20 protein-coding genes and 1 other annotated feature are annotated in these 22,470 nt (G+C 38.1%); of the genes, 1 reads left to right on the top strand and 19 read right to left on the bottom strand.

Going from position 1 to position 22,470, the window contains the following annotated elements:
- Nucleotides 1-68: 68 nt before the first annotated feature.
- The 9 genes from mecA to M3600_RS08185 all read right to left on the bottom strand — a co-directional run bounded on the left by mecA (nt 69) and on the right by M3600_RS08185 (nt 9,551).
- Nucleotides 69-728 carry an adaptor protein MecA gene (mecA, locus tag M3600_RS08225; protein WP_233316726.1) on the bottom strand — a complete coding sequence of 220 codons (660 nt, stop codon included), beginning with the start codon at nt 726-728 and terminating at the stop codon, nt 69-71.
- A 421-nt stretch (nt 729-1,149) separates the two neighbouring features.
- Entirely contained in the window at nt 1,150-1,545 is a 396-nt protein-coding gene (gene spxA, locus M3600_RS08220; RefSeq protein WP_233316725.1) for a transcriptional regulator SpxA, read from the bottom strand.
- Nucleotides 1,546-2,044: 499 nt separating this feature from the next.
- Nucleotides 2,045-2,620 carry a GNAT family N-acetyltransferase gene (locus tag M3600_RS08215; protein ID WP_233316724.1) on the bottom strand — a complete coding sequence of 192 codons (576 nt, stop codon included), beginning with the start codon at nt 2,618-2,620 and terminating at the stop codon, nt 2,045-2,047.
- A gap of 12 nt (nt 2,621-2,632) precedes the next feature.
- Nucleotides 2,633-3,835: a putative glycoside hydrolase gene (locus tag M3600_RS08210; protein ID WP_251645328.1), complete on the bottom strand. Its 1,203-nt coding sequence runs from the start codon at nt 3,833-3,835 to the stop codon at nt 2,633-2,635.
- A 133-nt stretch (nt 3,836-3,968) separates the two neighbouring features.
- Nucleotides 3,969-4,904 (bottom strand): ABC transporter ATP-binding protein, encoded by a 936-nt coding sequence (locus M3600_RS08205; RefSeq protein WP_233316722.1) that lies wholly within the window; start codon nt 4,902-4,904, stop codon nt 3,969-3,971.
- Nucleotide 4,905: 1 nt separating this feature from the next.
- Nucleotides 4,906-5,973: an ABC transporter ATP-binding protein gene (locus M3600_RS08200; RefSeq protein WP_245399841.1), complete on the bottom strand. Its 1,068-nt coding sequence runs from the start codon at nt 5,971-5,973 to the stop codon at nt 4,906-4,908.
- 12 nt (nt 5,974-5,985) lie between these two features.
- Complete coding sequence (locus M3600_RS08195; protein WP_233316720.1) at nt 5,986-6,903, bottom strand: ABC transporter permease; 918 nt, start codon at nt 6,901-6,903, stop codon at nt 5,986-5,988.
- Nucleotides 6,904-6,905: 2 nt separating this feature from the next.
- Nucleotides 6,906-7,841, bottom strand: coding sequence for an ABC transporter permease (locus M3600_RS08190; RefSeq protein ID WP_233316719.1), 936 nt, complete (start codon nt 7,839-7,841; stop codon nt 6,906-6,908).
- A gap of 93 nt (nt 7,842-7,934) precedes the next feature.
- Nucleotides 7,935-9,551 carry a peptide ABC transporter substrate-binding protein gene (locus tag M3600_RS08185; RefSeq protein ID WP_233316718.1) on the bottom strand — a complete coding sequence of 539 codons (1,617 nt, stop codon included), beginning with the start codon at nt 9,549-9,551 and terminating at the stop codon, nt 7,935-7,937.
- 546 nt (nt 9,552-10,097) lie between these two features.
- Nucleotides 10,098-10,315: a binding site (T-box leader), on the top strand.
- 112 nt (nt 10,316-10,427) lie between these two features.
- Here M3600_RS08185 and trpS point away from each other — a divergent pair.
- The gene (gene trpS / locus M3600_RS08180; protein WP_251645327.1) at nt 10,428-11,417 is read left to right on the top strand and encodes a tryptophan--tRNA ligase; all 990 of its coding nucleotides are present in this window, start codon (nt 10,428-10,430) and stop codon (nt 11,415-11,417) included.
- A gap of 65 nt (nt 11,418-11,482) precedes the next feature.
- Here trpS and M3600_RS08175 read toward each other — a convergent pair whose 3' ends face one another.
- The 10 genes from M3600_RS08175 to M3600_RS08130 all read right to left on the bottom strand — a co-directional run bounded on the left by M3600_RS08175 (nt 11,483) and on the right by M3600_RS08130 (nt 22,271).
- The gene (locus tag M3600_RS08175; protein ID WP_233316716.1) at nt 11,483-12,232 is read right to left on the bottom strand and encodes a YjbA family protein; all 750 of its coding nucleotides are present in this window, start codon (nt 12,230-12,232) and stop codon (nt 11,483-11,485) included.
- A 279-nt stretch (nt 12,233-12,511) separates the two neighbouring features.
- Nucleotides 12,512-13,429 (bottom strand): oligopeptide ABC transporter permease, encoded by a 918-nt coding sequence (gene opp4C, locus M3600_RS08170; protein ID WP_396953790.1) that lies wholly within the window; start codon nt 13,427-13,429, stop codon nt 12,512-12,514.
- Nucleotides 13,430-13,441: 12 nt separating this feature from the next.
- Nucleotides 13,442-14,407 carry an oligopeptide ABC transporter permease gene (opp4B, locus tag M3600_RS08165; RefSeq protein WP_251645325.1) on the bottom strand — a complete coding sequence of 322 codons (966 nt, stop codon included), beginning with the start codon at nt 14,405-14,407 and terminating at the stop codon, nt 13,442-13,444.
- Between the two features lie 27 nt (nt 14,408-14,434).
- A complete protein-coding gene (gene opp4A / locus M3600_RS08160; protein WP_251645324.1) occupies nt 14,435-16,138 on the bottom strand; it encodes an oligopeptide ABC transporter substrate-binding protein in 1,704 nt (567 codons plus the stop codon).
- Nucleotides 16,139-16,162: 24 nt separating this feature from the next.
- Nucleotides 16,163-17,152 (bottom strand): ABC transporter ATP-binding protein, encoded by a 990-nt coding sequence (locus M3600_RS08155; RefSeq protein ID WP_251645323.1) that lies wholly within the window; start codon nt 17,150-17,152, stop codon nt 16,163-16,165.
- A complete protein-coding gene (locus M3600_RS08150; protein WP_233316711.1) occupies nt 17,152-18,177 on the bottom strand; it encodes an ABC transporter ATP-binding protein in 1,026 nt (341 codons plus the stop codon). Before M3600_RS08150 ends, M3600_RS08155 begins: the two co-directional genes overlap by 1 nt.
- Nucleotides 18,178-18,348: 171 nt before the next feature.
- Nucleotides 18,349-19,098 (bottom strand): DUF2268 domain-containing putative Zn-dependent protease, encoded by a 750-nt coding sequence (locus tag M3600_RS08145; protein WP_237940943.1) that lies wholly within the window; start codon nt 19,096-19,098, stop codon nt 18,349-18,351.
- 261 nt (nt 19,099-19,359) lie between these two features.
- On the bottom strand, nt 19,360-19,782 hold the full coding sequence (locus M3600_RS08140) for a Fur family transcriptional regulator (RefSeq protein WP_233316709.1): 423 nt from the start codon (nt 19,780-19,782) through the stop codon (nt 19,360-19,362).
- 258 nt (nt 19,783-20,040) lie between these two features.
- Nucleotides 20,041-21,279, bottom strand: a complete 1,239-nt coding sequence (fabF, locus tag M3600_RS08135) for a beta-ketoacyl-ACP synthase II (RefSeq protein WP_233316708.1) — start codon at nt 21,277-21,279, stop codon at nt 20,041-20,043.
- 53 nt (nt 21,280-21,332) lie between these two features.
- Complete coding sequence (locus M3600_RS08130) at nt 21,333-22,271, bottom strand: beta-ketoacyl-ACP synthase III (RefSeq protein ID WP_233316707.1); 939 nt, start codon at nt 22,269-22,271, stop codon at nt 21,333-21,335.
- Nucleotides 22,272-22,470: the final 199 nt, after the last annotated feature.

Below are 22,470 nucleotides of genomic sequence, written 5' to 3'. Positions count from 1 at the left end.
TCCATGACTATATATAGACTTTATAATGTGAATTTCTTGCCTTACCATTAAACAGGCTCTTTATTTATTTAATGAAAGTATTTTCTTAGCTCCATAAATACTTCGTCTTCTATGATTGCTTTGCCGTATTCTTCAACAACATGTATGGTTGTCTGCGTTTCTTGTCCATACTCAAGTAGGATGCTCAACGCATTGTCGACTTCTTCTTCATCCGTTTCTTCATCAAGAAACTGTACATACAAAAAGTATTCGTTCTTGTATGTGTAAAGTTTTGTATCGATTCCTTCCAGTCCATGAAGTTTGCTGAGGGAAATTAAGTCTTCAAATTCCTTAAAAGCAATAAGGAATTCAAGGTTTTCCCCAAAGTCATCGTCTCCATCCTTGACTGTGAAGTGCTGATCCATTAAATCTTCAAAGCGGTCATCCAATGGCAGATCCTTCAGCTTGTCTTCCGGAATGGAGATTTCGAATTTCTGACCGTCTTTTGACAGCTGTGCTCTTGTCACAAGTATTTCAAGTCCTTTATCCAATGCTTGAACTTGAATCCATAACGGCCCATCCAAAATAAAATCTTCCTCTTGATGAACTTCGTCCATCATCTCCCAAAAAAGCTCTTCGCTTCTTTCTCGGTTATACCATATTTCCTCCCGCTTAAAACCGCGTTCTTCTATATCAATATACGAAATATAAAACTTAACTGTATGATCATTAATACGTTCAATTTCCATTTTGCAACACTCCCTTCAAGCTATAATGGAAGGGACTAAACCCCCATACAGATATTCGTTTTATCCCATGTTTCATTTTTTAAAATAGAAGGTCAACTGCTATTGTACCTTGTACTTTATATTTTATGACAAAACCGCTTTAAATGGAATTAAAATATCCTGAAATCAGCAAAAACCAATGTATGCCTATATTCACGGTTATTTAAACGGTTTTTGCCTAAGTAAGGAGATTCTTTTTATAAGCGTATTCACTTCAAGCTATATTTAGTATTATTACCTCAGGAATTTAATTTCAAACCAAATTCCTTTTAAGGAGCTTGGACTTTTCCTACTATAGAAAAAAAGGTCTGACTATACTGTTCCACAATTATTGCAGAGCAGCTTTCTAGCCAGACCTATATATTATTATTTAATAATCAATTTAGTTCACTAGACGCTGTGCTTCACGCAATTGGAATGTTCTAACTTTCCTTGGTAGGAAGCGGCGTATTTCATCTTCATTATAACCAACCTGAAGCCTTTTTTCGTCCAGTATAATCGGACGGCGCAGTAATCCTGGGTTATCCTTAATTAACTCAAACAAGTTTTGTAAAGGCATTGTTTCAAGATTAACATTCAGCTTCTGGAATGTTTTGCTTCTTGTAGAGATAATCTCATCTGTACCGTCTTCAGTCATACGAAGAATCTCTTTGATTTCCTCAATGGATAACGGCTCTGAAAAGATGTTTCTTTCTTTATAAGCAATCTCATGTTCCTCTAACCATGCTTTTGCTTTTCTGCAGGATGTACAACTTGGTGAAGTGTATAATGTTACCATTTTACAAATTCACACTCCCTTTATTTAGACATGTATTTAGACCACTAGTTAATTCAAATAAATACTTGAGTATGTTATATTCTTAAATTGTAATTAATTTAATCAAGTAATTTATATTAATTATTATACACCAATTATAAGTAATTTGGTATAGTTTTTTTAAATATCATTTGTTTAGGTTTATTTAGAGTTGCTTTTTCTTTTAATATGCAGCCCATTTCAGTGTTTACGCCAATGATCACCCGCCCTTTTTCCTTATTTCCCAGTAAATTTTTGAGAATTTCAGGCTATTTAAATTGCTTACTATTATAGACGATTGAGATGTAAAAAGGTTTCATTTTTTTTAGGCGCATTTGTTTTTCTTTTATTTTTCCTGTTCTTAGTGTAAATACCCGTTTGTCCCATTACATAAACCTCTTTTATTCATTCTCAATTAAGAATCAGTTATTGAAAATAAGATAGAAACATACATACGCTTTCCATCTGTTTTCAATTATAGTCAAATTTCGTCAAATATATCTCGCTTCTCTTTATCCTCATCAAATTGGACTGCTTGTTCAACCGGATCGTATGACTGTCCATAAAAATCACTGTCACGATACGTATGGATTTTTTCGTATGTTCTTACTAGTGCATCATACACCAGTTCTTCAGATTCATTAGTTGGTGACCAGTACAGTATTTCCATTACATTAACTTCTTTTGTTGCTAAAGATCTTCTTCTGTAGCCAATTGTCTTGGCGTGCTGGAAGCCTTCTCTTTTGTAAAACTTCAAGCGTTTTTTTGTATCTGAATCTTTATAGTTAACTGGTTCTACTTCCAAAATAATCGGTTTGCCCTTTTCTTTAAGTTTTTCTAACAGTTTATGCCCTAAACCTTGTCCTCTCGACTCTCCAGAAACAAACAGATAATCAATGAAAATAAAATCCTCCACTTCCACATACATCAATACATGGTGTTTCCCTTCATCCTTATGATAAATTTCTGGAAAATCTGCTAATAAGGCTTCCATATGTTCTTGTGATTTCATCTCTTCTATCGGAAAATACTCATTTAATTTCTCATACCAATGCATATTGAAAAACTCCTATCTTTTCTTTGATTCCGCCGGTTTGTAATTCACGTTGCTTGTATACTTACAGCCTGCGTTCCAGAGAAGGAACTCTTTCACTCCATTTGCGTATAAAGCGTCAATTTGAGCTTCGACTTGCTTTTTTCCGTAAGGCTGATAATTTCCCTTTCCTAAATAAACAGCAGTGAAGTCTTGAATCCATGGCCGGGAAATTGGTGGATTGCGCAAAGTTGTCAGCTTTTGCTTCTCTACTTTCATGTACGCTTCTACAAGGCGGTATGGTTCAAGGTCAGGCTTTTTTATTCCAAAATAAGGACCCCAATGACTTGGATAAATCATGCTTGAAATAACATCAACATTTTTGCTGATTTCTGTGAAGTTCTGACCAATGCCAGGAGCTTCTTCCAGTGTTGCCGCATAGCCGAATATATCCACAGAAACTTTTACATGATACGGCTTAAGCTTTTCCTTCGCATATTTAACAAAGTCAGATACTGCTTTTACCCTTCTTTGCCCTTCACTTATATTCAGTTTCCCATAATCACCTTTAGAATAACTTAAATTAGCGCCTTTTTTTTCAAAACCTTCAGGAAAACGGACATAATCGAACTGAACTTCTTGAAATCCTAGCTGTGCTGCCTCTATTGCTGCTGCTACATTATAGTCCCAAACATCCTTCACAAAAGGGTTAATAAAGGCTTCATTACGCTCATTTTTCCAAACCTTTTCGCCATTTCTGAATGTCCACTCTGGTTTTTGCTGTGCCAGATGACTGTCCTTGAAAACAACAATTCTTGCAATTGGATAGATGCCTGCTTTCTCCAATTTTTTTAGCATGGCGGGGATACTTTTCACTTTATTAGAACCTGCGTTTGCTAACGATGAAGCTTTTGTTGGCTTATAAACGAGCTTTCCGCTGTCCTCCTTAAAATCAATAACCATCGCGTTCAAATCTGTTTGATTCACAAACTGAATTAGCTGATTAAACCGATTGCTGTTTCCTGCCGCACTGCCGCTAACATAAATGCCTCTGACTGCGTCAGGATAAGGAAATGTCAGACTTGTTTTCTTCCTTTCAGAAACTTCTTCAGGAAAACCCTTTAGAAGCTTCTCCGTTTGTTGGTCTGATAACAAATCAGGCTTTTCAGCTCCTGTTGTGTTAGGTATTAACAATAAAGCACATAATGCAAAAGATAAGTAAAAAGTAATGTATTTCATACGACACCTCCACAATCTTTCTTTTATTATGTGCCTGTTTCTATTAATTCATGGTCAAATGTTCTTGCCATTCTCCATTAACTGAAAAAAAAGCAAAAAAAATAACGATCTCAAATCGAGAGATCGTTATGAATTAACTTTTGAATTGCAGTTTATATTGATTATACTCTGCCTCCGAACAATATACGAAATGTCCTGGTTTTACTTCGCGCATTTTAAGCTCTTCGCCCTCTTTATACTGATGTACAGCAGGATCATACGCTGTTCTTGTACGAGTGCGCTCTGTCTCAGGGTCTGGAAGCGGAATAGCAGACAGCAAGCTCTTTGTATATGGGTGGATAGGATTGTTGTACAGCTCATCAGCAGGAGCTAACTCTACCAGCTTCCCAAAATACATAACGCCAATACGGTCACTAATATATTTAACCATTGAAAGGTCATGGGCAATAAACAAGTATGTTAAGCCTTTTTCTTTTTGCAGCTTTTTCATCAAGTTTACAACCTGAGCTTGGATTGATACGTCAAGTGCAGAGATCGGCTCATCGGCAATGATGAAATCTGGATCTACAGCAAGTGCGCGGGCAATTCCGATACGCTGTCTTTGTCCGCCGGAAAACTCATGCGGATAGCGGTTGGCATGCTCTTTGTTTAACCCAACTGTATTCAGCAGCTCATATACCTTTTCCATGCGTTCTTTTTTGGTTTTCGCTAATCCATGGATATCAATGCCCTCTGCGATAATATCAGCTACCGTCATACGAGGGTTCAAGGATGCATATGGATCTTGGAAAATCATTTGCATTTTACGATTGAATTTCTTCAAATCTGCAGTTGATTTTTTTCCGTGAACATTTTCTCCATTAAATAGAACTTGTCCACTTGTTGCTTCATAAAGGCGAATAATTGATCGGCCTGTCGTACTTTTACCACAGCCGGATTCACCAACTAAACCTAATGTTTCTCCTCTGTAGATATCAAAGGATACACCATCTACGGCTTTTACCAAATTTGGTCTGCCGACATTGAAATGCTGCTTTAAGTCTTTTATTTCAAGTAATTTCTCAGCCATTTCACAAATCCCCCTTCACTAGTACAGGTTTATCAAAGTTAGTGGATAAAGGACGGATTTTCTCCTTCACAGATGCAGGCGGTTCAACAGCTGGAGCATCTGGATGCAGCAGCCAAGATTTCACGAAATGCGTTTCTGAAACCTGATACATTGGCGGCTCTTGCTCATAATCGATTGCAAGGGCATTCGGATTTCTCGGTGCAAACGCGTCACCTACAGGAGGGTTTGTCAAATCAGGTGGTGTTCCTGGAATGGCAGCAAGCTCCGTTTCTCCATCATTATCCAAGCTAGGCATAGACGCAAGCAATCCCCAAGTATATGGGTGTCTTGGATCATAGAATATTTCATCTACTGTGCCCATTTCAACGATTTCACCAGCATACATAACAGCAACACGATCTGCAACATTCGCAACAACACCGAGATCATGAGTGATAAAGATGATGCTTGTATCCATTTTGTTTTGCAATTCCTTCATTAAATCAAGGATTTGTGCCTGAATTGTAACATCCAATGCAGTTGTAGGCTCATCGGCAATAAGCAAGGATGGTCTTGCAGCAAGAGCGATAGCAATCATTGCACGCTGTCTCATACCGCCTGAAAATTCATGAGGGTATTGATTAACCCTTTTTTCTGGCATTGGAATTCCAACAAGCTTCAGCAATTCAATTGCTCTTTCTTTTGCCTTTTCCTTCGAAATATCCTGATGCTTAATAATTACTTCCATGATTTGTGTTCCGATTCTCATCGTTGGGTTCAATGATGTCATTGGATCTTGGAAGATCATGCTGATATCCTTACCGCGGATAGCTTGCATTTCTTTTTCTGTTTTTGGAACAATATCTTGACCCTTAAACAGGATTTGTCCGCCTTTAATTTGACCAGGTGGCATTGGAATCAGCTTCATCAATGTTTGGGATGTTACACTTTTTCCTGATCCTGATTCACCGACGATAGCCAATGTTTCTCCTTTATATAAATCAAAAGAAACACCGCGTACTGCTTGAACTTCTCCTCCATACGTATGGAATGAGACTTTTAAATCTTTTACTTCTAACAATTTTTCCATTTTGCTCACTCCTTACTTACGTAGTCTTGGATCTAGTGCATCACGTATGCCGTCGCCGATTACATTAAATGCAAAGATTGTTAAACAGATAAACAATGCTGGGAAGAATACACGCCATGGGTAGTAGCTCATCGCTGCGATACCATCATTAGCCATTGTTCCCCAACTTGCTAAAGGAGGTGTTAAACCTAATCCTAAATAGCTCAAGAATGCTTCTGTAAAGATAGCATTTGGGATAGTCAAAGTTAATGTTACAAGAATAGGTCCCATTGCATTTGGAATCAAGTGTTTGCCCATGATTCTTGTTAAGCCTGCACCTAAAGTTCTTGAAGCCAAAATATACTCTTGGTTTTTCAATGAAAGCACTTGTCCACGTGTAATACGTGCCATGTTAATCCAACCGGTAATACTCATTGCCAGGATCATTGTTCCTAATCCTTGACCTAAAACTACCATTAATAAGATAACTAGAAGCAAGTAAGGAATTCCGTAAAGTACGTCTGCAATCCTCATCATTACTTCATCGACACGGCCGCCTTTATACCCAGAGATTCCCCCCCAGATTACACCAATTACTAAGTCAATGATAGCAGCTGCAATCCCGATGAATAGAGAGATTTTCGCACCATACCAAATACGAGCGAACATATCACGTCCAAGATCATCTGTACCGAAGTAATGCTCTGCACTTGGAGGCTGGTTTGCTTTCATTAAGTCGTTTTCACGATAATCATATTGTGTAAGAAAAGGTCCCAAAAACGCCATAACAATTAAAATAATTAACAGCACAAGGCCGAACATAGCAAGCTTGTTCTTTCTGAAACGCATAAAAACGTCTTTCCAGAAGGACAGACTCGGTCTGGAAATCGTTTCTGCTTCAGCGCTGCTGTTACCGACAACTTTGAATTTATCTTTTGAAATTTGCTGCATGCTTATTCTCCTTTCTTCCCGCCAGCTAATTTAATGCGTGGATCGATTAGTCCATATAATATGTCGACAAGAAGAACAGATACTAATAGGATAATACTATAGAAAACTGTTACACCCATAATTACTGTATAATCACGGTTACCGATGCTCTTGACGAAATGTGATCCAAGACCTGGTATGCCGAATATTTTCTCAATGACAAAGCTTCCTGTTACAATCCCTGCAGATAGTGGTCCCATATAGGATACTACTGGAAGAATAGCGTTACGGATAGCGTGTTTTACTGTAATAGTAGTTTGGCTCAAGCCTTTTGCTTTTGCCGTTTTAATATAATCATTGCTCAACACTTCAAGCATAGATGATCTTGTAAGTCGGGCAATGAACGCCGTTGGCCCTGCTGCTAATGCGATGGCAGGCAAGACGCTTTGTGAGAATGTTCCCCATCTTGCAACCGGGAACCAGCCTAATTTCATCGCAAATACATATTGTAAAAATGCGGCCATAATAAAGGAAGGAACAGATATTCCGAGTACTGCTATAATCATTGCTGTATAATCCTGCCATTTGTTATGCTTCAATGCAGCAATAATACCAAGTAATACACCAACTGCTAATGCAATAAAGATTGCTTCCATTCCCAGAACTAAGGAAACAGGGAATCCTTCATTGATTAAGTCATTAACTGTTTGGCTCTTATATTTGAATGATGGGCCGAAATCCCATTGTACAATGCGAAGTAAATACTCCCCATATTGGACATACCAAGGGTCGTTTAGTCCATAATGTTCGTTTAAGTTAGCTTCAATTGCCGGTGGCAGCTGTTTCTCTGATGTAAAAGGGTTACCTGGTGCCAACCTCATGAAGAAAAACGTTGCTGTTACAATAAGCAGTAAAGAAAGTAACATAAACAGCAGACGTCTTGTCAAGTACTTTATCATGATTTAAACCTCCAATATTTTCTAATCACCTCTAATTAGAAAGGAAGGTATATGAAGCAAAAGCTTCATATACCTTTTTACTTTTGACTTATATTATTCGAAATAAGCCCATTTCAATTGAGCATCACCAAGACCAGAAATTACTACATCTTTCAGGTTGTCTTTTTGTACCCAAACATTTGTATAGAAGTAAATCGGTGCGATTGGAAGCTCGTCCATTAGAATTGCTTCAGCATCTTTAAGCATTTGTTGACGTTTTGCTGCATCAGTTTCCTTTTGAGAATCGATCAACAATTGTTTAAATTCTGCATTTTCCCAGTTTGTATCGTTGTTACCGCCCTCTTTATCGCGGTATAGCTCAAGGAAGTTGATTGCATCATTGAAGTCACCTAACCAGCCCATACGTCCGATTTGGTAATCGCCAGAGTGAAGTTTATCAATGTAAACAGCCCACTCTTCGTTTCCTAATGTTACATCAATTCCAAGGTTATTTTTCCACATATCTTGAATTGCTTGAGCAATTTTCGCATGTGCTTCATCTGTGTTGTAAGATAAAGTGATAGTTGGAAGTTCTGAAGCATCTTTCAAGCCTAGCTCATCAAGACCTTTTTGAAGTTCTGCTTTTGCAGCTTCGATATCATTGTCTTTGAAGTAGCCTTCTTCGTTCTCAGGGAACATTGTTGGAGGAACAGCTGCCATTGCTGGAATTTGTCCACCTTGTGTAATTTGGTCTACAATTGATTGACGATCAATTGCATATGTCAATGCTTTACGGATATGAACGTTGTTCAAAGGTTCAACTTCCGTATTGAATTTGTACCAGTAAGTACCAGCAGTTGCTTGAGTTTTCAACTCGCCGCTGTCTTTAAGTGCTTTAATAGCATCTGTTGAAACAGTATCGAATGGAAGACCATTCCAGTCTAACTCATCGTTTTCGTACATGCTGCGAGAAGTTCCAGCATCATCGATCATAGAATATTCAACTGTTGCTAGCTTAACTGTGTCAGCATCCCAATAAGTTTCGTTTTTCTCTAGCTTAATGGATTCGCTGTGGTTCCATTCAGTCATTTTGAATGGTCCGTTTGATACATAATCATCTCCAGCATCTTTATACCAGTCTGGATTTTCTTTAGCAATTGTGCTGTTTACAGGGAAGTAAGTGTAAAAAGCAGTTAATTGAGTGAAGTATGGAGTTGGGTTGTTTAAAGTAACTTCAAGCGTTTTCTCGTCGATTGCTTTAACTCCAACATCATCTAGCTTACCTTTACCAGTGTTAGCTTCTTCAGCACCTTTTACATAGTAAAGCTGGTAAGCATATTGTGATTGGTTAGCTGGGTCAAGAGCCCATTTCCAAGCATACACAAAGTCTTCAGCAGTTACAGGATCACCGTTTGACCAGTTAGCATCTTCTTTAATTTTGAAAGTATAAGTTAATTGGTCGTCTGAAACTTGAATGTCTTCAGCCATTGCTTCCTCAGGCTCACCGTCTTTATCAATACGAGTTAAACCTTCAAAAGTTTGAAGCAATACGTTGCTTGATGTAGAATCATTCGCTAAACCAGGGTTTAGTGAGAATGGCTCTGATCTGATATTAAGACGCAAATCTTGTTTTGCCTCTTCTGAGCTACCGCTGTCGCCGTTGCCACAAGCTGCAAGGAATGCACTAAGTGCAAGTACTAATGATAGAAGTACAAGCATTCTCTTTTTCATTGTTTTACCCCCTTATATATTTTGTCCACAAGTGGAGTTTCCAAAAATTATCTTTCCCATATAAAACGCAAGAATACATAAACTTATATTTCCTAAATAGTCTGTAAATTCAAGCCCACTTATTCGCTATTCAGCAATAGTAAACAATCCTTTATGTAACCTTCGTCACTACTAAACAATTAGGCTAGTATAATAATGAATTAGGAAATAAACTTTAGTATCCAATTGTTTCAAATAGTCTGAAATATCACTTTTAATTTCCACTCGTAAAACCAATTATATATATCGACCTATTAGATTGCAAGAAATTTGTAGAATTTTGTAGAATTAAGAATAATCTAAATTAATTTAATTTATAGATTTTTCTGTGAATAATATTCTGATATACTTTGTAGCTAGAAAATTAAAATTTCCTAACATTTTCCTGATAAAGTTATCCCTTCTTTATCTTCATTGAATCAATTAGGCCTCTAAGCGTAAAATATCCCTTGCCTTCCCTTGATTTTTCCTTGTTTTTAGTTTAATTTATACATATATAGTTAATACATTTATGCTTTGATAAAGAGTAGTACTTATATAATGGTTTAAAAGAGAGTTTGTGTCTGGTGAAAACAAACAGCCAGTTATAAGGAATGGACTTTTGAGCACTGAAATAGAACTGCTACTTCTTGCATATTACATTTCAGCGACTTCCTTTCGTTACCAAGGATAAAGTGGCTTGTTTTAAGCAATTAGGGTGGCACCGCGGACCATTCGTCCCTATGTTCGTATAGGGACGTGTGGTCTTTTTTTGTGCAAAAAATTCCTTGCAGGCTTAAAAAGACGTTTCTATGTCCAACCTTTATATAGTACAAACAGCAAATGGAGGAAAAACAAATGAAAACAATCTTTTCCGGCATCCAGCCGAGCGGAACAATTACTTTAGGAAATTATATTGGCGCACTAAGTCAGTTTGTGGAGCTACAGGATGATTATAACTGCTATTTCTGCATTGTTGATCAGCATGCGATCACAGTTCCGCAAGACCGCCTTGTATTAAGAAACAATATCCGCAGCCTAGCTGCATTGTATCTTGCTGTCGGTATTAACCCTGAAAAGGCTACATTATTCATCCAATCAGAAGTGCCTGCCCATGCTCAAGGTGCTTGGATGATGCAATGTATTTCCTATATAGGGGAATTAGAGCGCATGACGCAATTTAAAGATAAATCAGCTGGCAAAGAAGGTGTCTCTGCAGCACTTCTCACATACCCGCCATTGATGGCAACAGACATTCTGCTGTACAGCACAGATTTAGTTCCAGTCGGCGAAGACCAAAAGCAGCATTTAGAGCTGACACGAGATCTTGCTGAAAGATTCAACAAGAAATATAACGACATTCTGACAATACCAGAAGTTCGTATCCCTAAAGTCGGCGCAAGAATCATGTCACTGCAAGAACCGACGAAAAAAATGAGCAAATCTGATCCTAATAAAAAGGCAACAATCACTCTATTAGATGAACCGTCAGCCATTGTCAAAAAGATCAAGAGTGCTGTTACAGATTCAGAAGGCATCGTGAAGTTTGATATTGAAAATAAACCGGGAGTTTCCAACCTGTTGTCTATTTACTCTATTCTTTCAGGGAAATCAATTGCAAGCTTGGAGGAAATGTATGAAGGACAAGGCTACGGCGACTTTAAAGCAGATCTTGCAGAAGTAGTTGTTGATACACTTCGTCCAATTCAAGAGAAATACAATGAATTAATGAACTCCCCTGAGCTTGACGAGATTTTAGATTTAGGTGCGGAAAAAGCGAATAAAGCAGCAAACAAAATGGTTAAAAAAATGGAAAACGCTATGGGCTTAGGCCGCAAGCGCAGATAATAAAAACAGGCTGATAGATAGCTATCAGCCTGTTTTTATGTCTTATAATAGAAGAAAGCAGTTATTTAATTTACCTTTGGTCCATGTTCTAATTCCCAAAGCTTCTCAAAAAAGGGCTGTCCTTTTATGATGTTTTCACAAAACGTCTCATGCTTTGGCGACCAGCCAAATTTCGTGCAGTCAAACAGCTCACTCCAAGCATCCTCAAATTCAAGGCTTTGAATATCAAAATACTTCTCTGGGCTCCATTCTGTATACCAATATCTCACTTCTGCAACATTTTCAGAGGAATGCAGCTGATCGAGTGCCATGAACAACAATTGCTTAAGCTGACGCTCTTTTCTAGTCAGCCCGTACATCATTTGCGGCTCAGGCGACAGGATATGAAACTCCTTATTTTCTTCGTTGTCTGTTTGAAAGTTGTAGTTTATAGTCTCTTGGCTTTCAAGTAACTCATATGCCAGCTGTTCCTGCCTAGGTATCATCCTGCTTTTTCTAATCGGAATGGAATAACCAAGTGTATCAACAACCAAAATCCCTATTCCATCTGAAACAACAAAGCAATAATCCAATTGGATTCTTTCATGGTTTTTTCGAAGATAAGCTTTTTGGTAAATTTCTTCAAGCAACTGCCTCGGAAGCTCTGCTAAATCATTTTCTATGTAGTTAAACAACACCGAATCAATCTTTACGAGCGGCACCTGATCAAGCAGCTCCACCCCATCTTCTTTTCTCCATTCGTGGAAATGGCAAACATTATAACCGTTTTCTTCTCCTTCAAACCAATTAACCCAAACATCATGAAGATATTGCATATTATTATCCCTCGCTTCAACAACTGTTTGTCAATCAGTATGGGCATCGAGCAGTAAATTTATTCCTGTTTTGTCATTGTTCTTATAAGTTTCTTTTCTAGAAAGCATGTAATCTTTGCACTCGCCCATTCATAGTATGTTTATTATTATGATACATTTCTCTTATATATGTACAAACTCTCCATAGATTTAAAAAGCAAAAAAGCCTTTCTATGTAAGAAAGACTTATTACCTTTATATCTATAGCCTTTTATAATTGTACAGTAAACCTGTTAATCATTAACGTTTGGATTTTGGGTTGAAGGCATCTTTTAGGCCTTCGCCTATGAAGTTAATGGATAGGATAGTCAATGTTAGTATTGCTGCTGGGGGAATCCATATCCACCACTTATTCATTAGTACATCGGGACTTCTTGCTTCTTGCATCATATTGCCCCATGTCGGCGTAGTCAACGGCACTCCAAAACCAAGAAAACTTAAACTAGTTTCCACGACAATCATCGTCGCTAGTGTTAAAGTTGCCTGTACAATAATAGTAGATACGACATTTGGCAACAAATGTTTAAAAATAACTTTAGCTGGCGAACATCCTATTGATATGGAGCTTAAGACGTATTCATTTTCCTTCTCGGCCATTATCTTACTCCTGACCAGTCTGGCAATACCTGTCCAGCTGAGAATACTTATGACAAATATCAGTGTGCCAATACTGCTACCTGGAAAAATAGCAGCAAGAACAATAACAAAAATCAGGAATGGAAAGTTCATGACAAAGTCGGTGAACCTCATGAGTAGGTTGTCTACCCATCCTCCAAAATACCCAGCAATTGCTCCAATCACTGTGCCAATTATTACAACCGAGGCAGTAATGGAGAATGCTAGTAGCAAGGAAGTCTGTCCACCAAGCAGTGTTCTAGCGAAAATATCTCTTCCAGACTTATCAGTACCAAAAAAATGCTCTGAAGATGGTGTTTTGCTTATTTGCGAAAAATCTATTCGATTGTTTTCTTCAACTGACATCGTAAGTGGTTCTGCCAAAACGGATAATATCGTAATTAACAACAAAAATAATAAACTTATTAGGGCCAACTTATTTGCAAGGAATTTCCTGCGGGCAATCGCCCATGGAGATTGGCTTTTAACAGGTTTATTCAAATTCGGTGTCACTCTAGTCTGCTTCGATAATGATGGTTCCAATCTCATTCCCTCCTAACTTAAACGAATCCGTGGATCGACTAGCCCATATAATAAATCCGCAATCAGATTTCCCACTAGAGACATAACTGTCAACAGCAGGGAAATAGCCATCATAACCGAATAATCCCTGTTGTTTACTGATTCATAGAACAAATTCCCGATACCAGGATATGTAAATATTGACTCTACTATAACAGCGCCACCAATTATATTTGCTATATCGAATCCTAATAGTGTGATAATCGGGATAATAGAATTTCGCAATATATGCTTATTGTAAATCGCTGATTCTTTCGTACCCTTTGCTCTTGCAGTACGAACATAATCTTTACGAGAGCTTTCAATCATATCATTTCTTAAAAACTGTGTATACGATGCAGTTGACATCGCTCCTAATACAATAGCAGGCAAAATTGTATGCTTAGCTTTGCTCAGGATATACTCAAGACTGCCCGGTTCCACACCTGAGCCGACACTGCCGCTTGCTGGTACCCAGCCTAAATGGATGGCAAAAATATAAATAGCTACCAATGCTGCTACAAAGCTTGGAATAGCAAGCATTAAATAATTTAAGCCAGATATTAAATAGTCTCCAACTGTATATGGCATTCTTCCAGAATATCTTCCCATAAAAAATGCTAGAACATAGGTAATAATTAATGCTGTAATGCCGAGAATAATTGTATTTGGCAATCTCTCTCCAATAAGTTCCATAACCGGCTGCTTATGCTGGAATGAATCTCCAAAATCTCCTTGCAGAACTCCGCCAATCCATCTCAAATATTGTATATGAATTGGATCATCTAACCCTAATTGATCACGCATTTCGGCAATATAAGCAGGATCTGAATTAAGCGGGTCTATTTTTCCAGATAGGGCATCCCCTGGCATTAACTTCGCCAGGGAAAATACCACTACTGAGATAAGGAAAAGAATTGGAATCATACCGATTAGCCTTCTAATTGCGTATTGCAACATATTCCATTCTCCTTATCAATTAAACTTTTATTCAACAATATGCCATTGGTGGAAATCTTCTGTTCCAAATGGAGTAACTTTAACGCCCTCTACTCGTTTATTAATGGCCCAAGCGTCTTCACGCTGTTCAAAGAAGATTGTCGGTAATTCCTCATTTACAATTTTTTGCCATTCATAATAAATTTCTTTTCTGTACTCTTGCACATCTTGATTTGCATCTTGCGGATATTGAATACCTTTTTTGATTAATTCATCCGATTTTTCATTGTACCAGCGTGAATAGTTCCAAACATCTGTTGATAACCATAAGCCAGATGGATCTGGGTCATTCGCAAGCCCCCATGCACCCATGAATACTTCTGACTTATCTGCCTCTACTGTATCGTAGAACAAGTTAAACTCTTTTAATGAACCACCGTTCAGTTCTGCTTTAAGACCAACATCACCCCATGACTGCAAGATGAATTGCGCACGTGCTTCAGATGTTTCCACGCCACTCATAGCATCAAATTTAATTGTGAACGGTTTGCCATCTGGATCTTCACGGAACCCATCTCCGTCAACATCTTTATAGCCTGCTTCATCAAGCAATGACTTCGCCTTTTCTTGATCGAATTCATATGAATTGATTTGATCATCAGGGATTTTCGCCCATGATACAGTAGGATATGGTGTATTTAACGGTTTACCTAATCCAGAAGCAAAATTGTCAATAAAGGCTTGGCGATCAATTGCATATACCATCGCTTGACGTAATTCTTTGCTTTGATATTTTGGATTGTCCATAACAACTTTTCCTGCTTCTTTATCATAATGACCAAAATTAAAGCCAATATAGGAGTAAGACATAGCATCAACAGTAACTGGATTAATATTGTCTAACGCCTTAATAGTTTCCCATTGGTCTTTAGGTGCTTCAATTACATCTACTTCTCCATTTTGAATAAGGCCTGAAGCCAATGAACCGTCTATAACTTTATAAACGACACCATCCAATTTGGGTTTACCTTGCCAGTAATCATCAAAACGCTCATATTCAATGCTTTCACCTGGAACAATTGTTTTTACTTTAAATGGTCCTACACCTATTGGATTTTTCCGTACTTGGTCAGCCTCAGACACCTTGTCTGCCGCAAGATCACCATAATAATGCTTAGGTTCTGGATAAGTCCAGATATTTTCCAGCACATTGACTTGTGGCTCAATTAATGTAACTTCAATCGTATAATCATCGACTACCTTAATGCCTTCAATCGTATCTGACTTTCCATCATGATATTCTTGAACCCCTTTAATCATGGCAACGTTTGCGTAACGAGGTCCATTATAATTAGGGTCAGCAATCAAGTACCAAGCATACTCCATATCTTCTGCTTTTAATTCAACACCGTCATGCCATTTTACGCCTTCTTTAATTTTAAAAGTTAGTACTGTATTATCTTCGGAAAACTCATATGTAGCCAGGTTTGGCTCTGCAACCAAATCATCATTTGTCTTAAGTAAACCTTCTTGCATAAATTGAAGGGCATTAGCATCATCTTCACCTTCATAATAAGCATAAGATAAGACACCTTTAAATGGCTGTGTAAAACCAAATGTTACTGTTCCGCCTTCCACTTCCTTTTTCTCACCGCTGTCTTCCCCTGAACTAGTAGTGTCCGAGCATGCTGCCAAAAAAGCCGATAATACTAGCAGCAATGAAAAAAGCAATAACATAGACTTCTTTTTCATAATCTTCCCCCCATACATATATTTTTAGTTATAAAGATGACAAGCGACTTGATGTCCTGGCTTCACCTCCTTTAATTGTGGTTTAATGCTTGAGCATTCTGGCATTGCATGCTTGCAACGCGGATGAAAAGCGCAACCTTTCGGTGGGTTTATTGGGCTTGGCACATCTCCTTTAAGAATAATTCGCTCTTTTCTTTTTCTTGGATCAGGCTCAGGTATAGCTGATATCAAAGCCTGTGTATATGGATGAAGCGGTTCTTCATAAAGGCTTTCCTTTGCAGAAATTTCAACAAGACCACCTAGATACATAACTCCAATTCGATCACTCATATGCTTAACTACACTTAAATCATGGGCAATAAATAAAAAGGTTAGGTCAAACTCTTTTTGCAAGGATTTCAACAAATTTAACACTTGAGATTGCACGGAAACATCAAGTGCTGAAACAGGTTCATCAGCAATAATTAGCTTCGGTCTTAAAGCTAATGCTCTAGCAATTCCAACCCTTTGCCTTTGACCACCAGAAAACTCATGTGGATATTTATAATAAGCATCCTCTGGCAAGCCAACCTTCATAAGTAGTTCAAGAATCTCTTGTTTCAAAGCTTTACCGTCTTTTCTATAATAATTTCTTATAGGCTCAGAAATTAGGTCGCCTACCATCATAGTCGGATTAAGAGAAGCATAAGGATCTTGGAAAACCATCTGGAAGTCCTGACGTATTTTCCGTAAAGTTGCTCCTTTTACCTTCGTTATATCTTTACCGTCAAAAATGATTTTTCCATCGGTCGGCTCTAACAGCCGCAATATGGTTCGTCCTGCTGTTGACTTGCCGCAGCCAGACTCCCCAACTAACCCCAATGTCTCTCCTTTATTAATTTCAAACGATATATCGTCGACTGCTTTTACATCAGCCACTTTTCGTTGTAAAAATCCGCCCTTAATAGGATAGTTGGTTTTAAGATTTTTAACTTCCAATAAAATATCTTTATCCTTAATAGTTTCTGCTGTCATTATGCGTTCACTCCTTCCTTCGGTTTGCTTTGATCATAGAGAAGGCAGGAAACTTCATGTCCATCTTCAGTGCTTGCAAGAATCGGTGTTATGTATTTACATTCGGGCATTGCCATCGGACAGCGATCTGCGAATCGGCAGCCGGCTTCGGGCATATTTTTTAAGGATGGAACTATTCCGCTGATGGAGCTCAACAGCTCGACTTCCTCGTCCATTTTTGGGATAGCCTCCAAAAGCAGTTTTGTGTAGGGGTGTTTCGGTTCGTAGAACAGTGTATCAACGTCTGTCTTCTCGACGATTTTGCCTGCATACATGACGATTACTTCATCACACATTTCCGCAACTACACCTAAATCATGGGTGATTAGAATCACAGACATATCGTTCTCTGCTTGAATTTCTTTCATGAGATCAAGGATTTGAGCTTGAACAGTTACGTCAAGTGCGGTTGTTGGCTCGTCAGCAATCAAAAGCTTCGGCTGGCAGGCGATGGCAATCGCAATCATCACCCTTTGGCGCATCCCGCCTGAAAGCTGATGCGGATATTCATCTACCAGTTTTTCCGGCCTTGATATACCTACGCTTTTCAACAATTCGATACTCTTTTGTCTTGCTTGTTTCTTGGTGATATCGTGGTGATTTAACAATACCTCCATTAATTGAAAGCCTATTGTGAAAACAGGGTTTAATGAGGTCATTGGTTCTTGAAATATCATGGAAATGTCACTGCCTCTAATACTGTTTATCTCTTTATCTCCCATTGTTTCAAGATGGACTCCATCAAAGATAATTTCACCTGAGCGGATAACTCCAGCTCCTTTAGGAAGAAGCTTCATAATAGACAGGCTAAGGACTGATTTCCCACACCCAGATTCTCCAACAATTCCGACAATTTGGCGCGGCTTCACTTGGAAGGATACATTATCGACAGCGTTATACAGCTTTCCGTCGATAGAGAAGGAGGTTTCTAAGTTTTTAACCTCCAGCAAATAACTATCATTTGATGTGGAAGCATTACCGTTCATTTTACACCTCTGACATATTGTGACTTTTATTACATTAAAATCTATTTGTTAAAATACTATTACAGATTTATTTGAATTGCAATATTTTTTTAAATATTAGCATAAGTCTAAATTGTGTAGAAAAAGAGAAACCCTATAGTATAAAGGTTTCTCTCTATTTTTATGCTGTATTTACTTTAAAAATTCTTCGCTTTTCAAAACAAAATATGCTTTTTCAGAAAAACTTTTTTGTTTTTTAAATTTAGTAATCATATAAAATCCGTAGCAGTAGCCCAGCATATCCGGAAAGCTTCCTAGACCAAACAGCAAAGCATCATGCAAATATTCGCTTTTATTAATATCCAAATTCTCTTGCAGATGCTTTTCCCAGAAGCCCTCTAATTCATCCTCTTTATATTTACGGCACCAATCTGCATTATACTTCTCTCCACAGTGGTTTTTAACAGCATGCTCTGCCAGCCCTTCCATAATTATTGAGTCCAGAAGGGTGTATTCATCGACATCCTTTTTTTGATAGTGTATTCGGCAAACATGATGATATTCATGAATTATTAAGGCTTCCAGCTCTTTTTCATCTTCTATATCTCCAATAAAGAGGAATAGCATATCAGGAAATGACAGCCCTGATTTCTTGTCACTTCTTCTGGAAGATTGATTAAAAGGAAAAATATAAATAGGAATATCAGGACCTTTCCATAAGCTTTTGTATTTTAAGTAAATTCGTTCACACTTCGCCCATACATCTTCTTTAACAAGTGAATCATATATTTCTTTTGTTTTTCTTGAAGGCTTATACATCCCAAAATTGGCAAGATGCTGATATACCTGTCTTGACGGCTCTCCTTCGAAGGCGCCTTTAAGCTCACTGCAAATCGCAACTGGTTTATAAAATTTTTCATCGAGCCACTCTCTTGTGTTCACTACCCCAAATCATTTCCCCCTTTCCCTCTACAGACTGAGAATATAACGTTATAGTTTATGTTCTGACAAATCATATGGTGTTCATTCATAAGACCAGTTAATGAAAACAAAAACTCTGCACATCTTTTGTGCAGAGTTTTAATTCAAATGCTTTTTTTTCGTTTATCTACGATCATTTTGAATCCGCAGCCGCAAAGGATGGAATGCTTTAATCTTTGGATTGGCTGTTTACATACAGGACAAACCTGCTGCCCAGATTGTTTATTTCTGTTCACAGCTGCTGCATGTCCCGTAGAACTGGAGGTTATGGGAGCTAATGTTGAATTTCGATATGGATTGGGCAAATACTTCTACCTCCTTTAAAGCTGGGTACCATACATCTACCATTTCTCCACATTTACTGCAGACGATATGATAGTGGTCTTCTTGTTTCCATTCATACTTGCTTAATGATTCTCCAAACTGAATTTCTTTCACTAAACCTATCTCACAAAATAACTTTATATTATTATAAACTGTTGTAATACTTACAGATGGCATGGACTCATTTAACAGCTGATATAACTCCTCTACTGTCCAATGTTTATTTCCTTTGGAAAGAATATTTATTAGTTCATGTCTTTGAGGTGTTAAGCGAATATTTTTCTCCTTTAATGCCTGTATTGCTTTTTCGATACTTAACATATTATCCTCCTTTGCTAAACAAGCGATGTTAAATTGATAATCAGTCTGTCATAATGAGAAAAGAGCTAACTTCTTAAGCAAGCGCTTACTTAGTTCTAGAAATAAAGATTTTCATAATTGTTATTATCCGCAAAAACTTTTTATACTCTATATTTAATTATATACATTTTTTAATTATAGTCAATTTTAATTTATAATAATTATTATTAACATAAATTAAAAACAGGCTAACCTATTAAAGGCTAGCCTGGTTTATTATTATTGATATTTCTTAAAGATAATTGTTGCGTTATGTCCACCAAAGCCTAATGAGTTGCTCATTGCCACGTTAACTTCTTGTTTTCTATGCTTGTTTACTACATAGTCTAAATCACAATCAGCATCTGGTGTTTCATAGTTGATTGTTGGAGGAATTACGCTGTCTTTAATGGAAAGAATACTGAAGATCGCTTCAACTCCGCCTGCAGCCCCTAACAAGTGTCCTGTCATTGATTTAGTTGAGCTGACTGGCAATTTATAAGCATAGTCTCCGAAGACTTCCTTAATAGCCATTGTCTCAAACTTATCGTTATATGCTGTGCTTGTTCCATGTGCATTCAAGTATGATACTTCTTCTGGCTGTAAGCCTGCATCATTGATTGCCATTTTCATCGCACGTGCACCGCCTTCTCCGCCAGGAGCTGGAGAAGTGATATGATATGCATCACCAGTTGAGCCGTAACCAACGATTTCTGCGTAGATTTTTGCTCCTCTTGCAAGTGCATACTCTAATTCTTCCAGCACTAGAATACCTGCACCCTCACCGATAACAAATCCGTCACGGTTTGCATCAAACGGTCTGCTCGCTGTTTTTGGGTCTGGGTTTGTGGAAAGTGCTGTGTTCGCACAGAAACCTGCAACTGACATTTTTGTAATTGGCGCTTCTGCTCCGCCTGTAATCATTGCATCAGCATCACCGCGCTGAATAACTTTGAAGGCATCGCCGATTGAGTTTGTTCCTGTTGCACAAGCAGTTACTGTACATGAGTTAACCCCTCTTGCACCAAGCGTGATAGAAACCTGTCCTGTTGCCATGTCTGGAATAAGCATTGGCACGAAGAACGGACTAACACGTTTATAGCCTCTCTTTTGGAAAATTTCGTATTGATTTTCGAATGTTTCCATACCGCCGATTCCTGAACCGATCCAAACACCAATACGTGCTGAGTTTTCTTCGGTAATTTGCAAGTCTGCATCCTTCACAGCCATTAAAGAAGCAGCAAGAGCATATTGAGTAAAGCGATCCATCTTTCTTGCATCCTTCTTATCCATGAAATCTTCTGCGTTAAAGTCATTTATTTGTGCTGCTACTTTTGCAGGATATTCATCTGCATTTATTCTCGTAAGCGGCCCAATGCCAGAAACTCCATTCACGATATTTTCCCATGTTTTTTCAGCATCATTACCAACCGGCGTTACTGCACCAATACCTGTAACGACTACTCTTCTATTACTCATGATTGTAATCTCCTTTGATTTATTCATACACTCTAAGTGTTAAAATTTTTTAATTATCTGCCCCAGCGCAGAGCGATTGCGCCCCATGTCAAGCCGCCGCCGAAGCCTACCATAACGATGACGTCATCGTCCTTAAGCTTACCTGCCTCATACTCTTCCACAAGTGAGATTGGAATCGAAGCTGCACTTGTATTTCCATACTTATGAACTGTTTTTGACATCTTCTCTTCAGGAAGATTCAAACGCTGTCTGGATGCTTCCATAATGCGAATATTCGCTTGATGCGGAATCAGCAAGTCAACATCCTCTTTAGAAAGGCCTGCTTTTACCAATACATTTTCACTGCTTTCACCCATTTGACGAACAGCAAATTTAAATACTTCTCTGCCGTTCATTTGGATAAAGTCTTCTTCATCTTGGAAAAGATGCTTACCGCCAGAGCCGTCTGCACCTAGCTCAAAGGAAAGAATTCCTCGTCCTTCTGAAACCTCTCCCAATACGACAGCTCCGCCGCCATCGCCAAAGAGCACAGCTGTATTGCGGTCATCCCAATTCGTGATTTTCGACAGCTTTTCCACACCAACAACAAGAACGTATTTATAAGCTCCATTATCGATGAACTGTTTAGCTGTAACCATTCCATACATAAAACCTGCGCATGCTGCACTTAAATCCATTGCTGCAGCTTTAATACAGCCAAGGCGTTCTTGAAGCATGCAGGCAACTGTCGGAAACGGCTGATCTGGTGTGACTGTTGCCACAAGAATCATGTCTATATCCTCTGGGCTGATGTTAGCATTCTCAATTGCCTTTTTTGCAGCTTCATATGCTATGTCAGATGTATTTGTATTATCATCTGCAATTCTTCTCTCCTCAATGCCTGTACGTGTACGAATCCATTCATCATTCGTGTCCACCATTTTTTCCAAATCAAAATTTGTCAAGATTCTTTCAGGCAATGCACGGCCAAGGCCAATAATTCCTGTACTCAAAGCTGTCAGCTCCTTTAATATGTCCGATTATACTTTATTTGCTTGTAAATTGAAAAATGAAAGGCATTTTTCGACGCAATCGTATTCTATATATTATTATCAATTATTATGACTTGGTACTAATTTTATCAAATTTCTCATATAGTATGCAACTTTTTTTCACTTTATAAGCGCCTGTCTAAACAACTTCTTAAATTTA

It is taken from the genome of Niallia sp. MER 6, from assembly GCF_023714395.1.
GTDB lineage: Bacteria > Bacillota > Bacilli > Bacillales > Cytobacillaceae > Niallia.
This window is presented reverse-complemented; position numbering and strand designations above follow the sequence as displayed.